Genomic DNA, 14,422 nt, shown 5'->3' with positions numbered 1-14,422 from the left:
TGATTTGTTCTGTAATATTTTTCAGAACAAGCGGTTGGAGGAATGGGTCTTTGTTTGAGTTTGCATGACTGGTGTCAATCATGATTTTCGTACTGACTTTAGCTTTAGCCAATGCTGCTTCAGCATCTGCTACAGAACCTGCGTCGTAGTTTGGCTTGCCGTTACCGCCACGAAGCACTACGTGTGCGTATGGGTTACCTGAAGTACGAATTACAGAAACTTGTCCTTGGTTGTTTAGGCCTAAGAAGTGGTGTCCATGTTTAACAGACTGCATTGCATTCGTTGCAACAGTTAAACCACCGTCTGTACCATTTTTGAAACCTACAGGTGAAGATAAACCTGAAGACATTTCACGGTGTGTTTGGCTTTCAGTGGTACGTGCACCAATCGCTGACCAAGAGATTAAGTCTTGATAGTACTGTGGTGAGTTTGGATCAAGTGCCTCAGTTGCACACGGTAAACCTTTTTCATTTAACTCAACCAGAAGCTTACGACCAATTCGTAACCCTTTTTCAATGTTAAATGAGTCATTCATGTCTGGGTCATTAATGAGACCTTTCCAACCCACAGTGGTACGTGGTTTTTCAAAATAAACACGCATAACGATATAAATGGTGTCTTTAATTTTCTCACTTAACGCTTTTAAACGATCTGCATATTCGTGTGCAGCAATTGGGTCATGAATAGAGCATGGGCCAATAACCATAAAAATGCGTTTATCTTTACCATCTAAAATATTGCGTATTGTTTCACGACCGTGAAGTACAGTTTGATATGCAGACTCAGTGAGAGGCAATTCAGTTTTTAATTCCGCAGGTGTTACAAGCGGATGAATGCTTTGTAAGTTCACGTCATCGATATCGTTTTGGGTAATAGAGTTTGACTGTAGAGTATTCATTGCCGTCACTGGTTCGATCGTATTAAGTTGCTTTATGAGCTGAATATAACACGGTTTAGCTGAGAAAAGGTTATAAAAAAGTCGAATGAATCTTTGAAAAAAAAGTGATGAATCTTGGAGTTATTTTAAATCAGAATGCCTAAACTGAGGCATTCTGATGTGTAGAAATTTGAACGACTTGCGCAGTTTCTGCAGGTTTAACTGGTTTTGCTTTAACGGGATTCAACATAAAGTTCACCCCTAGAGCAAAGAGTGTGATGCCAAGGACTTTGCGAATGATTTTTTCAGGAAGACGCGAGCTAATCAGTGTTCCGACAATAATTGCAGGAATCGAACCCACCAATAACCACATCAGGAGGTGAAAGTCGACATTGCCTGAAGTCATATGACCCAAACCTGCTACAAAAGTAAGGAGGACAGCATGTACTACGTCAGAACCAATAATACGAATCATTGGTAAGTTTGGAAACATAATGACCAAAGCCATAATGCCAAACGCACCAGCGCCAACTGAAGATAGTGTTACGAAGACACCAAGAACCACACCCATTATGACAATGTATTTGCGTTTCTTGCTGGTTTGAAGCTGGACTTTTTCTAAGTCTTCAGTCATGTCTGGGAGTTCATCTTTGCGTAATTTATTGAAAAATTTTTCAATTTGATTACGAAAAACAATCGACAAACCTGTAATGGTTAACATAAAGCCTAAGACCATGGTCAGTACAGCTTTATAATGTGTAGATTGGCTTAAATAGTTGTCGAGTACCCAATGTGTTGCAAAAGAAGCAGGAATACTACCGATTGCAAGCCAAAGTACAATTGGCCAGACAATATTTAACTTTTTGGCATGCACAAATGAACCGCAGAACTTAGAGATTGCGGCATAAAGTAAGTCTGTACCAATCGCAATGTGAGGTTCGATTCTAAAAAGACTTATCAGGATAGGGGTCATCAGAGAGCCACCACCGACACCTGTAATTCCCACACAAAAACCGACTAAAACACCTGCGAGAATAAATTCAATTGGACCAAACATTGTTATATGCCAAATATCAAAAACGTGCATATCTTATGACGTTTTAATATAAGCCGTTGTCTTGATTGTTGATTTACTTATTCTAAAAAAAGATATAGCAAGGAATTATGTTTGCTAAGAAGCGGTTTGTGATTTAAACAATATAAGAGTAAATAGCCATAAAAAATTGAGAGCGATCATCCCACGTACAACATAGATGTGACGGGTGATGTGACGTTTCCATTTTTCAAAGTCTGCGAATGTTGATGTATAGGCCATATCGAAGTGCTGCTGACGTGGATCAGCTACAGTGAGCTGATGAATAAAGACCTCTTTTTTGGAATTTTTTAGGTTCCAAAAAACACGTTCCAAATAATAAATTTCGACCTGCCTTACCGTAAATTGGTGACGATGTACCGATTGGTCACATAGTGCCTGAACCGGTTTTACCATCAATGCGCAGTTTGCGACCCATAAATGATGCTGTTGTTTAAATTTCAACGTACTCATCCTTCCTTTACTGACTTCAATCGTGATTTCATCAAAGATCTTGCTTTGAATCTGTGTAGGAATCCAACTGCTCGGGAAACAAATAAAGACAATCAGGTTTAAAAAGACCGAAATCAGAAGTGTCCAGCCAAAATGATGTTTCGACCAAATCCATAACTGTCGAAGAGGAGTGATGATTTCTTGTTGTGACCAATTTAAAATTGAACGCAAGGTTTTACCCTGTGGAAAGTTGTATAAAGTGCTGATTATTAAACATGTTATAACCAAAAAAGCAGGGTGCTTCAACTTAAATGATTTTGATCAGTCTATAAAATTCTGTTGAGTTTTTTTGTTTATATTGAATCGCACAGCTTTTTATTTAGGTCATGATCTAAATAAGAAGTGTGCGAGTTTAAAATAAATGCTTAGCTAGATTTGGTTGTTTTCTTGGGCTTTAAGTCATTGATGCGCAGAATCAGGATAAAAAGGATAGGGCTTGCAAATATAAAGAAACTAACACTTCCTACACCGCGACCCGTGTATTGAATCAATAAAGTTAATGCTACAGCCAATACAGCAAAAGCAAAATAGCGACAGATTTGATAATGTTCTGCACATTTCGACCAACGTGATTTGTGAGTTTTAGGCCGTTGCTTTTCACTCACCAGAAAAAGGATATAGCAGGATAATGCAATAAGGATCCCAATAATGATATAGATCATGAATGAGTCTCCTGAGTAGCAGTATTGGCATATTTTTTCTGAATTTTTTGAACTGCTTTTTGTTGAATCGGCTGGATTTTTTGATGTAAGAAAATAGCCAATATCGCAAGGGTGATGATCATAAGATCAACGCGAAAAAACAACCAATATTCATTTAAGTTATGTACATATTGATGGCTGATTAAATAGTAAAGATTGAAAATAGGCAAAGACACACCAAGTAAAATGAATCCCTTTAATTGAGTTTTCCAAAGGTGTTGCTGTGGAGTAAGCAGTGCGATGAATAAACTGAGTAACCAAGTGCCAAAAAAGGCGTAAATCTCATAGTTGGGTTGACCTGCTTCTAACTGAAGTAAACGATTTGTGAACAAATAGCTCAGCATGGCAATTGGCAAGCCAATAATAGCTGCGGTATTGATACGATTTACCAAATAATGTCCAAAGTGGAAGCTTTGTTTCTTATTTTGTAATTGACGTTTTAAGCTCCATAACAAAAGTCCTGAAGCAATCATGGCGCAACCTAAAAGCCCTGAAAAGAAGAATGCGAAACGTAATAGTGGCTGCGCAAAGTGTGCCATATGTAAGCCATAAACACCATTATTGAGTGTCGCAATCGCACTATTATTGCGTGTATCACCAAGTAGTGCACCAGTTTCAGCATTGAAACTGAGTTGGTCAGGACTACGTGTGATGGTTGAGTCAGTTGACGCAACAAAGTTCACTTGAGCCATGTCCGTATTAGGATGTTTGACCGTGATATTATCAATTTCAGTTTTACCCCAGCGCTGTTCATACTGCTTTATAAAGTAGCCTATGGTTTGCATAGTTGCTGGTGTTGGTTTTATATCTGATGCGATGCTAATGTTTCGTATTTCATCGAAATATTGAAAGGGTTGTTCAGGGTAGAGTTTTTTCATACCATTCGGCAGAATGAGATAAAAGAAAATGGCTAAACCTGTAAATGTAATAGTGAGAAAAAAAGGCAAAGCAATCACAGAAGTGACATTATGAAAATCCAAATACGAACGTTGTCCTTTAAATGCCCTTAAGGTAAAGAATTCCGTGAATATTTTTTTATGCGTAATGATGCCTGAAATGAGGATAATCATCATTAAAAACGCTGCGATAGTAACTAGAAGCCTGCCGATAAAATAGGGCACACCGTACAGCTGGTAGTGGAAGCCATAGAAAAATTCACCACCTTGAGTTGCAGATAGGCTGACTTCTTTTGCAGTAGTTGCATCTAAAGTCTTACTTTCATAACCACCGTCGGCTTTTTGCCAGTAAATTTTATTGACTGGTGAACTTGTACTTGCCAGACCTATATACCAACTTTGTGCATCTGCGGCATTTTGTTGTAAGTATTGATATGCTGACTGTATCGCAGAGTCTTGTTTGACTTGCATGGTGGCAAATTGCGGCTGCATCCACAAATTGATTTCATGACGATAATAGGTCGCAGTGCCAGTTAAAAAAATTGCAAACAATAGCCAACCAAATGTCAGACCAAGCCAAGAGTGTAGCCATGCCATTGATTGGCGAACGGATTTTTGCATGGTTTAACCTACGAACTTCAGCATGAGAAAAAAGCATAAACCCAGTGAAAAGGTCACAAGACTTAACTTTTTTAAGGATTGAACACAAAAACTCAAAATAACAAAACAGATAAAAAAAAGCAGCGACAAAAAAGCAGCGAGAAAAATGGATTCTGCTTTATCTAAAAGCAGGTAAAAATTGAGGGTCAGTAGTTCAGATAAAATGAACGTGCATAAATAGCCTAAGCCAAATGCAACTAAAAACCGATACAAGACGGATACAGGGTATAGAACTTGATTCATGACTAAACATTTTACTCAGATAATAGCACCTTAGTCTCTAGGCTTTAAAAGCTGAAACCAAGGTGCAATTGAATCAATATTTAAATTTCACAGCAACACTATAATTGGCTGGTGCGCCATAAAAACCCTGTGCATCAGGGAAATTGAATAAATACTTTTCGTCGGTGATGTTGTTCCCATTTGCTTGTAAAGTAATATGGTCATTTAGTTCATAACTTGCCATGACATTTACGAGCGCATAAGCATCTTGTTGTATGGTGCCAGCTTTTTGTGTCACTACACCATTGGTATTTGTTGTCTCAGGAACGTCTAAATAGGTTTTGTCTTGCCACTGTACACCCAAACCTAATTTTAGTTTAGGAATTTGTGGGATTTGATAAGTTGTCAATAAATTAAAAGATTGGGTAGGGTTAAAGGTTCGTGCGTCACCGCCATTGATTAAATCTTTCAAACTTAATATGGTGTAACCAAAGTTTAGGTTTAAGTGGTCGGTAAGTTGCCCAGCTAAGCCAAATTCATAACCCTGCGAGCGTAAGTCGCTGACTTGAGTTTTACGAGTTGTTGGCAGGCCATCAGAGTTGCGTAGGGGATAGTTGCTTTCTTCTGTACGGAAAATTGCCATGGTTGCTGTCAATTTATCATCTAGCCATGAGCTTTTTACACCGATTTCATAACTTTCCCCCTCAATTGGCTTATTAATACCACCATCTAATGCTTTGGTTGTCTGAGGTCTAAAAATTGAAGTGTAGCTCATGTAACCTGTATATTCAGGTGTAAAGTTATAAGTTAAGCCAGCATAAGGTAAAACTTTATTTTCATCATAAATTGTATCTGCACCATAGCTTGTGCCCTTACTTTCAGCTTGTACATAGTTTGCACCTAAAAGAAGCCTTAAATCATCGTTTAAATGCAGACGCGTTGCTGCATAAAAACTTTGATTTTTTTGCTTCATATGCATTTCACCACTAGTTTGTGATAAATCCCAAGTCGGTTCATCTGGTGTCCAGCTGGCTAAATCTGTTGTGTTGTGATTGCTGTAACTACCGCCATAACCCAGTTCATTACTGTCATTCTCAGACCATGAGTACCCGAAAACAGCCTCATGACGTTGTCCCAATAATGGATAGGTTCCTGAAAAATTAAGATTGGCTTGACGAGCTTTATTGTCATCCACATATATACCAGGCCATAGGTATACGCCTGAAGTTCCATCGGCACTTGGGTTGCCAGATAAAAACAGAAGTTTTGAATCTCGTGTTGTATGCTTTTCATCATAAGATAGTTTTGCAACCCAATCACCACCAATTTTTTGCTGTAATTCAGCGAAATAATTTTTGATATTGGTATCCCAATAGGTCCAATCTGGACTGTAATTGTAATTTCTTGAATAACTTAACTGCTCACCTTCTGTATTGATGAGAGGGTTTGCACCCCAGTTATTACCATTTGATTTATTATTGGTTTCAGTATAACCCGCGGTAAATAATGTTGAACTGGTGATATCTGCTTCAATAATTGCACCGAAGCCGTTTTTCTCAAGCTCATAGTTGTCTAAATAACTGTCACCTGTTTGTTCATACCCAAATACACGTCCACGTATTTTTCCGTCTTCTGTTAATGCCGAGGACACATCTGCTTCATAACGTTGTGTATTCCAAGAGCCATAACTTGCATTGAACGATGCCTGTAATTCTTGTGTAGGGCGTTTTCGAATCATATTAATACTTGCGCTTGGATCACCAACACCATTATTCAGTGCGTCAGCACCTTTTACTACTTCTATTCGATCAAATAAAAAACTGTCAGGGTTATCATTGTTATAATTATAGCTTTCGAGTGGAAAGCCCACACCATCAACAAGTACATTTGAAATCTCAAAACCACGAGCAAGATAGGTTGTACGATCAGTTTCTTGGTTGCTGACAATAACACCAGGGACGTTCCGTAAAACATCACGGGTACTATTGAGTGCAAAATCATCAAGCTGTTGCCGTGTAACTACATTCACAGTTTGTGGGGTTTCTTTGAGCGGTATGTTTAGTTTAGTTGCACTCGATGAATTTTTAACAATATACGATTTCGAGCGCTCAGAGTTTTGTTCTGCCTGTTCATCACTTGCTTGCACGGTAATCGTTGCTAAATTTTGCGCATCTTGTGCAAGGCTATATTGAGTACTAAAAATAGCTAAGCTAATAATTGATAACCTAAAGCCATGAGATTGGATGTTCAACATTGATTAATACTAATGAGAATAATTATTGATAAGTTTATTGTTTGCTGAGATTGTTTACAAGTTCTTCACAATTGAAAAAATAAATCGAAAAATTTTGTTTGATAGATTTGAAGCGCAGTATTTAGTGTATTTAGATTTTCTTTCATTATCGTAGTCTTTGCTATCTACAGATTGGGCCAACATAGTCGCGCCAATCTAAAAATGGCTATGTTATGATGTATGGGTTGAAAAATAAGGAATAATGCTTTGCAAAACCGGAAACTTAAAATTGGAATCGTAGTGGGTGAGGTATCAGGGGATACTTTAGGTGCTCAACTTATTCGTAGTTTTCGTGAGCAAGGAATTGATGCAGAATTTGAGGGTATTGGTGGCCCACAAATGCTTGCAGAGGGTTTTAATAGCTTTTATCCGATGGATATTTTGTCAGTTATGGGGCTGGTTGAGGTTCTAAAAGACATTAAAAAACTTTTTGCAGTGCGTGATGGGCTGGTAGAGAAGTGGACTGCTCATCCTGTCGATGTATTTATAGGGATTGATGCGCCAGATTTTAATTTGCGTCTTTCAAAAAGTTTAAAGCAAAAACAACTGCCCATAAAAACAGTGCAGTACGTTAGTCCTTCGGTTTGGGCATGGCGTCAGGGACGAGTGCATGGCATCAAAGCCTCAATTGATTTGGTGTTGTGTTTGTTCCCGTTTGAAAAAGCATTTTATAAAAAATGGGATGTTCCCGCTGCATTTGTAGGACACCCCTTGGCCAGCCAATTACCTCTAGAAAACCCAATTTTACAAGCCAAAGAAGAACTGGGTTTAGATCTGAGTCAAAAGCATATTGCTTTACTACCGGGAAGCCGACGTGGTGAAATTGAAAAGCTCGGTCCACTGGTGTTAGATGCTGCAAAATTGCTCTACGCCAAATATCCAAACTATCGCTTTGTGATACCTGCGATTAATGATGCGCGTAAGCAACAAATCGAAGCTTTGCTTAAGCAGTATCCAAAAGCACTGGTCGACCAAATTGATTTACTTGAAAACTCAGGCACCGAGTCTAAAATTGGACGCCAAGTGATGAATGCAGCCAATATTGTGGCATTGGCTTCTGGTACAGCAACCTTAGAAGCTATGCTGTTACACCGACCAATGGTGACCTTCTATAAGTTGAACTGGCTCACCTATCATGTGGTGAAATTCTTGATCAAGATTCAATATTATTCATTGCCGAATATTATTGCAGGCAAGAAAGTGATACAAGAATTAATTCAAAAAGATGCAACGCCTGAGAAGTTGGCGGCTGAAATTGAAAAATTAATGAATATAGAAACCGCACAGATTCAGGCCATGCGACACATTACTATGCATAAACAGTTACTTGCAGGTAATAGTGAAAACCCTGTTGAGGCGATTTTAAATATTTTAGATTAATTTTCTTTAAGAGATAGCGATAGTACAGTGAGAAACAACCCAAACGTATTTGGGTTGTTTCTTTTTACGTTAAGGTTTTAGTCCAACAGCTTTGGCACGAGCAGCGTGTAACTTTTTATAGCTGTCGATTAAACGTAAGTGACGGTCTAAGCCTTCAAGTTTCATACTGGTTTCTGTTAAACCATAGAAACGAATACGACCTTCAACTGTGCCGATTACCGCATCCATACGTTCATCACCGAACATACGACGGAAGTTGGCTTCATATTCTTCCAGTTCCATGTCGTCATCTAACATCACTTCGAGCACGACATTCATGCATTGGTAGAACAGACCACGTTCAACGGTATTGGTGTTGTATTGTAAGAATGCTTCAACCAAGTCTTTTGCTTCCTCAAACTGCTCTAATGCAAGATAGATGAGTAGTTTAAGTTCAAGCAGAGTCAATTGCCCCCATTCGGTATTGTCATCAAACTCAATCCCGATCAACGTCTTGATCTCAGTATAGTCGTCTAGCTCACATTCTTCTAAACGTTCAACCAATGCTTCGAGCTGCCCGTCGTCTAAACGGTGTAAGTTGAGGATGTCTTCACGGTAAAGCAGCGCTTTGTTGGTGTTGTCCCAAACCAAGTCTTCAACCAAGTAGATTTCTGAATAACCTGGTACTAAGATACGGCAGGCTGTTGCACCCAAATGTTGGTAAATGGCCATATAGACTTCTTTGCCCATATTTTCCAAAATACCGAACAGCTCATCAGCTTCATCAGCATTTGAGTTTTGGCCTTGATTGGTAAAGTCCCACTCGACAAAGTCATAGTCCGATTTGGCACTAAAGAAACGCCATGACACCACACCACTTGAGTCAATGAAGTGCTCAACAAAGTTATTGGGTTCGGTGACCGCATTTGAGCTAAATGTTGGGCGAGGTAAGTCGTTCAGACCTTCAAAGCTACGACCTTGCAGTAGCTCAGTTAAGCTACGCTCAAGCGCAACTTCAAAGCTTGGGTGTGCGCCGAAAGAGGCGAATACACCACCTGTACGTGGGTTCATAAGGGTCACACACATGACAGGGTATTGACCGCCTAGCGAGGCATCTTTTACCAGTACAGGGAAACCTTGCTCTTCTAGACCTTGGATGCCTGCTAAAATGCTAGGGTATTTTGCTAAAACCTCTTGCGGCACATCTGGCAGGGTCAGTTCACCTTCCAAAATTTCACGTTTAACCGCACGCTCAAAAATTTCAGACAAACACTGTACTTGTGCTTCAGCTAAGGTGTTTCCTGCACTCATCCCATTACTGAGATATAAGTTCTCAATCAAGTTTGATGGGAAGTAAACCACTTCAGCATCAGACTGGCGAACAAAAGGCAAAGCACAAATACCGCGCTCAGTTTTCCCTGAGTTGGTGTCGTATAAATGCGTACCTAACAGTTCTTCTTCAGGGTCATAAATTTCAAGTGTATATTCATCCAGAACGCCTTCTGGCATTTCACCATTTGGACCTGGCATGAACCATTTTTCATCTGGATAATGCACAAACTCGGCATTGGCAATGTCTTCACCCCAGAACTGGTCGTTATAGAAGAAATTACAATTCAGACGTTCAATGAACTCACCCAGCGCAGAAGCTAAAGCACTTTCTTTGCTTGACCCTTTACCGTTGGTAAAACACATTGGCGATTGAGCATCACGAATATGTAAAGACCATACATTCGGTACAATGTTACGCCAAGAAGCGATTTCAATTTTCATGCCTAGACCAGCCAAAATACCTGACATATTGGCAATGGTTTCTTCTAAAGGCAGGTCTTTACCCGCAATGATGGTGCTGGTTTCAGAAGCAAGGCTTGGAATAAGTAGAGCTTGTGCGTCAGCATCAATGCTTTCTACTTCTTCAATAATAAATTCAGGGCCTGTTTGAATCACTTTCTTAACCGTACAACGGTCGATAGAGCGCAAAATACCTTGGCGATCTTTTTCTGAAATATCCGCTGGGAGCTCAACTTGAATTTTGAAAATTTGTTTATAGCGGTTTTCAGGGTCAACAATGTTGTTTTGAGACAAGCGAATGTTGTCGGTTGGGATGTCACGTGCCAAACAGTACACTTTGACAAAGTAAGCCGCGCAAAGCGCAGAAGATGCTAAAAAGTAGTCAAATGGACCGGGTGCAGAGCCATCACCTTTGTAGCGAATCGGTTGATCGGCAATGACTGTAAAATCATCGAACTTCGCTTCTTGGCGAAGATTATCGAGATAATTAACCTTGATTTCCATGCTGGCACCTAAATTTTCTTATATGTCAGCATGGACATACAAGAGATAAAACATTGAAAAATAAGCCGAATCACGGATGAAAACTGGACTTAAAAAAGTGTGGCTAGAGCGAAAAAGAACAAACAAGCAGTGGTTTGAAGCCATCTCTAGCAAGGATGCGGGATATTATAGTGTGATTTTCACAAGATGCTAATCTTTGTCTGTAAGTTCAAGGTATTTATCTCGGCGCAGAAAGACATAAGCAGAGTGAAGACTGCTATTAAACCATTACGGACGAGCATTTTAAGTTGGGTTTGGATGATTTCTATATTGGCTTGGGCTCATTTGATACTGTCGTTTAAAGCTTTGGCTAAAAGCCGTTTCTGAGTTGTATCCGACCCGATGTGCAATTTGTTGAATTGTGCCTTGTCCATTACGCAGGTATTGGGCGGCTAAACGCAGACGATGTTGTTGCAAATAAGCCAAAGGGCTGGTGCCTAAAATTTGGCTAAACAATGTGGCAAATTTAGATCGTGACATACAACACTGTTCTGCAAGGGACTCAACTGTCCAAGGCTGTGCAGGTTCCGCATGAATTTTAGCAAGGGCATTGGAGAGTTCAGGATGAGATAAAGCACTCAGCCAATTGTTCGAGTCTTGCAGCGCGTCAATATAATCACGTACACATTCAATTAATAAAATACTCACCAAATGATCCAAAATTTTGTCGCGACCCGGGCGTATGCGTTGGACTTCTAGAGCGAGAAACTGCAATCCAATTTGCAACCATTCAGGAACCGTGCTGAGGTCTTGATGTTGCAGGTGAATAAACCCGGGTAAGGCTTGTACCAACGGACGCGCCATAATAGGGTCCATATGTGCATGTAAGGCCAAGATTACGGTTTTTTGTTGTGTCGCATCACTTCCAAAAGTGACTTCTTTGTGTTGGTTTTGAGCAAATAAGTCAGAAATATCGAATACTTCTAATAGTTGGTCTTTGCTTGACGATCGACATTCATGACTTGGCCCCGAAGGGAGTAAGATTAGATCTCCTGCTTCTGCTCGTATACTTTGTTTGTTTTCTAGGTAAATATTGAAATCACCTTGTACTACCGCATAGGCCATCATGGTGGATTGTTCGCTATAGCGAAAAGCCCACTCACCATGCGGTTTAAGGTAGAGGTACTCAGATTGGTTGAGGTGTATATCTTCAAAAATTTTACTTAAAGCATCCATACGTTACGATTTCTATTCTTTATTTTTGGGTCTTGATATTTGATTTAGGGTCAATTTTAGTCATTTGAGGTCAAGGACGATTACGCTGTTTTCTTGGACGTTAGCAACTGTTTTTTATGTCCCATTTCTAGAAATATAAAGGCATAACAAGAAAATTGGAAGAATGGTAATGAATGCATCAGTGAAAATGACGAATTCTAGCGTAGTCGTTAAAAATGCAGCAGGGATGGATAAAAAGCGTTTTGGCTGGCTCTTGAGTCCTGGGCTTCCTGTGATTGGCATGGGCATTTTAGCGGGCTATCATTTTGGTCCAAAATCCACTAAGAAAATATTTGCCTTAGGTGGGCCACTATTATTACATGTCATCATTCCAGCGGTCGATGCTTTGGTTGGTGCAGATGAGAACAACCCTTCAGATGATGAAATTAAGGTCTTGGTGAATGACCCGTACTATGACCGTATTGTGAAATTGTTCATTCCGCTACAAATGGCAGCCAACCTGTTTGCAGGTTATGTGGTGACCCGCCAAAATGTATCAATGCTCGACCAAATATTATTGGGTGTCTCCATGGGGGCAATTAATGGAGTAGCAGTAAATACAGCACATGAGTTGTGCCATCGTCCTAAAAAATCAGACCATTATTGGTCACATATGACTTTAGCGCCGTTGGTCTACAATCATTTCCGTATAGAGCACCCTTATGGACACCATAAACGTGCTGCGACGCCAGAAGATCCTGCTTCATCGAAAATGGGGGAGACTTTTTATGAGTTTTGGCCGCGAACTGTTTTGGGTGGATTGAAGTCGGCGGTTGAAATTGAACATAAACGCCTAAAACGCAAAGGCCTGTCATTCTTTTCCAAAGAAAATGAACTGTTTCATGGATGGGCAATGAGTGCGGGCTTTCATGCAACCATGTTGAAATTGTTTGGTAAAAAAGTAGCGCCATATCTGGTGACACAGGCATTTTATGGGGTGAGTCTGTTTGAAATTATTAATTATATTGAACACTATGGTTTAAAGCGTAGCCAAAAAGAAGATGGCAGCTATGCGCGAACCATGCCTGAACACAGCTGGAATAATAACAACATTGTGACGAATTTATTCTTATATCAGCTACAACGCCATTCAGATCATCATGCCTATCCAACCCGCCCATTTCAGGCATTAAGACATTTTGATGAAGCCCCAGAGCTACCGAGTGGTTATGCCACCATGTTGATTCCAGCGTTAATTCCAAAGCTGTGGTTTAAAATGATGGATCAACGGGTGTTTGATCACTATCAAGGTGATTTGACCAAAGCCAATATCTTGCCTAAGCGCCGTGCTCAAATCTTTAAGAGATTCGGATTAAGTGCTGACTAAACTGCAATATTTCAGCGATAACAAGCTGAATACATAGTTGACATCGAACTTACAGTCATTGCTTTACTGAGTGCTTGTAAGTTCGATGCTCATGAAAGGCCTACCGCTAAACATTCCTTTTTAAAAGGCTTATACTGCGATGTATGTAATGAAAATATTGAACAGTAATGACACCAGCAACCAAACTTTTGAAAGCCAATAAAATCGAATTTTCTATTCATGAATATGAGCATGATGCCAATGCCAAAAGCTTCGGGCTCGAAGCTGCGGAAAAATTAAACTTACGTGTCGAAGAAGTGTTTAAAACACTGTTAGTGACCGATGAAAAAAACTATTTTGTTGCAATTCTTCCTGTACATCATCAGTTGAACTTGAAAAAAGTGGCGCAGGCAGTGGGGGCAAAAAAACTAAAAATGTCTGCCCCTAAAGATGCAGAACGACTGACAGGTTATTTGGTCGGTGGGATTAGTCCTGTTGGACAGAAAAAAATATTAAAGACTGTGATTGATCAAAGTGCAGAACAGTTGGAAAAACTATATGTCAGTGGCGGAAAACGCGGATTGGATATCGGTTTAAAGCCTCAGGATTTGGCCAAAGTACTTTCTGCTAGTTTTGCTGATTTGTTGGATGAATAAACAGCAAATCTTGCGTTTACTTTTAGTTTATTTTAGAGCCCATTCAGGTCATCTGAGTGGGCTTTTTTCAATCTAAAATAGAGAAAATTTATAGTTCAGATCAATTATAAATTCATAAACTATCATTTAAAGCTATGGTGTAATTTCGTATACTCTATATTTAAAAAACTGATTAACAATTTAAAATAAATATAAAACAATACTTTATGTTGTTTTTTGGGTGTTTTTTTCAAAAGTAAACAAAATTGCAAAGATAAATGATAATAATTACCATTAACATGCTTTACAGCGTTGGCCAACGTGAACACCTTTAAGAAA

The 14,422-nt window shown here is 39.5% G+C and carries 11 protein-coding genes; 3 read left to right on the top strand and 8 right to left on the bottom strand.

All coding sequences use genetic code 11. The features are described 5' to 3' along the window. From B4F08_RS16170 to B4F08_RS16145, 6 genes are all read right to left on the bottom strand, one after another. On the bottom strand, positions 1-898 hold an 898-nt coding region (locus B4F08_RS16170), incomplete at its 3' end, for a 3-deoxy-7-phosphoheptulonate synthase (RefSeq protein WP_291375349.1). A 139-nt stretch (positions 899-1,037) separates the two neighbouring features. Beyond that, entirely contained in the window at positions 1,038-1,934 is an 897-nt protein-coding gene (locus B4F08_RS16165; protein ID WP_086209251.1) for a sulfite exporter TauE/SafE family protein, read from the bottom strand. Positions 1,935-2,048: 114 nt separating this feature from the next. Beyond that, positions 2,049-2,633: a hypothetical protein gene (locus B4F08_RS16160; protein WP_119063901.1), complete on the bottom strand. Its 585-nt coding sequence runs from the start codon at positions 2,631-2,633 to the stop codon at positions 2,049-2,051. 194 nt (positions 2,634-2,827) lie between these two features. After that, a complete protein-coding gene (locus B4F08_RS16155; RefSeq protein WP_291375348.1) occupies positions 2,828-3,124 on the bottom strand; it encodes a hypothetical protein in 297 nt (98 codons plus the stop codon). Continuing rightward, positions 3,121-4,680: a PepSY-associated TM helix domain-containing protein gene (locus B4F08_RS16150; protein WP_291375347.1), complete on the bottom strand. Its 1,560-nt coding sequence runs from the start codon at positions 4,678-4,680 to the stop codon at positions 3,121-3,123. Before B4F08_RS16150 ends, B4F08_RS16155 begins: the two co-directional genes overlap by 4 nt. Before the next feature lie 355 nt (positions 4,681-5,035). Then, positions 5,036-7,195: a TonB-dependent siderophore receptor gene (locus B4F08_RS16145; protein WP_291375346.1), complete on the bottom strand. Its 2,160-nt coding sequence runs from the start codon at positions 7,193-7,195 to the stop codon at positions 5,036-5,038. 246 nt (positions 7,196-7,441) lie between these two features. On the opposite strand from B4F08_RS16145, the gene lpxB reads away from it, so the two are divergent. Further along, on the top strand, positions 7,442-8,614 hold the full coding sequence (gene lpxB / locus B4F08_RS16140; RefSeq protein WP_291375345.1) for a lipid-A-disaccharide synthase: 1,173 nt from the start codon (positions 7,442-7,444) through the stop codon (positions 8,612-8,614). A gap of 69 nt (positions 8,615-8,683) precedes the next feature. On the opposite strand, the gene B4F08_RS16135 is transcribed toward lpxB, so the two are convergent. Together B4F08_RS16135 and B4F08_RS16130 are read right to left on the bottom strand one after the other, a co-directional pair. Continuing rightward, positions 8,684-10,888: an OsmC domain/YcaO domain-containing protein gene (locus B4F08_RS16135; protein ID WP_291375343.1), complete on the bottom strand. Its 2,205-nt coding sequence runs from the start codon at positions 10,886-10,888 to the stop codon at positions 8,684-8,686. A 282-nt stretch (positions 10,889-11,170) separates the two neighbouring features. After that, a complete protein-coding gene (locus tag B4F08_RS16130; RefSeq protein ID WP_291375342.1) occupies positions 11,171-12,103 on the bottom strand; it encodes an AraC family transcriptional regulator in 933 nt (310 codons plus the stop codon). Between the two features lie 169 nt (positions 12,104-12,272). On the opposite strand from B4F08_RS16130, the gene B4F08_RS16125 reads away from it, so the two are divergent. Continuing rightward, positions 12,273-13,469, top strand: coding sequence for an alkane 1-monooxygenase (locus B4F08_RS16125; protein ID WP_291375340.1), 1,197 nt, complete (start codon positions 12,273-12,275; stop codon positions 13,467-13,469). Positions 13,470-13,636: 167 nt separating this feature from the next. Then, positions 13,637-14,104 carry a Cys-tRNA(Pro) deacylase gene (gene ybaK / locus B4F08_RS16120; protein WP_291375338.1) on the top strand — a complete coding sequence of 156 codons (468 nt, stop codon included), beginning with the start codon at positions 13,637-13,639 and terminating at the stop codon, positions 14,102-14,104. The last annotated feature ends 318 nt before the right edge of the window (positions 14,105-14,422 follow it).

The sequence above is a fragment of the Acinetobacter sp. UBA6720 genome (assembly GCF_002454215.1).
Lineage (GTDB): Bacteria > Pseudomonadota > Gammaproteobacteria > Pseudomonadales > Moraxellaceae > Acinetobacter.
The sequence above is the reverse complement of the archived record's forward strand: the minus strand, read 5'-3'. Positions and strand labels throughout refer to the sequence as shown.

Excerpts from the sequence above, each read along its gene's own strand:
- B4F08_RS16165 (WP_086209251.1), bottom strand. The coding sequence starts at position 1,934 with ATGTTTGGTCCAATTGAATTTATTCTCGCAGGTGTTTTAGTCGGTTTT.
- B4F08_RS16155 (WP_291375348.1), bottom strand. The coding sequence starts at position 3,124 with ATGATCTATATCATTATTGGGATCCTTATTGCATTATCCTGCTATATC.
- B4F08_RS16150 (WP_291375347.1), bottom strand. The coding sequence starts at position 4,680 with ATGCAAAAATCCGTTCGCCAATCAATGGCATGGCTACACTCTTGGCTT.
- B4F08_RS16145 (WP_291375346.1), bottom strand. The coding sequence starts at position 7,195 with ATGTTGAACATCCAATCTCATGGCTTTAGGTTATCAATTATTAGCTTA.
- B4F08_RS16135 (WP_291375343.1), bottom strand. The coding sequence starts at position 10,888 with ATGGAAATCAAGGTTAATTATCTCGATAATCTTCGCCAAGAAGCGAAG.
- B4F08_RS16130 (WP_291375342.1), bottom strand. The coding sequence starts at position 12,103 with ATGGATGCTTTAAGTAAAATTTTTGAAGATATACACCTCAACCAATCT.
- B4F08_RS16125 (WP_291375340.1), top strand. The coding sequence starts at position 12,273 with ATGAATGCATCAGTGAAAATGACGAATTCTAGCGTAGTCGTTAAAAAT.
- ybaK (WP_291375338.1), top strand. The coding sequence starts at position 13,637 with ATGACACCAGCAACCAAACTTTTGAAAGCCAATAAAATCGAATTTTCT.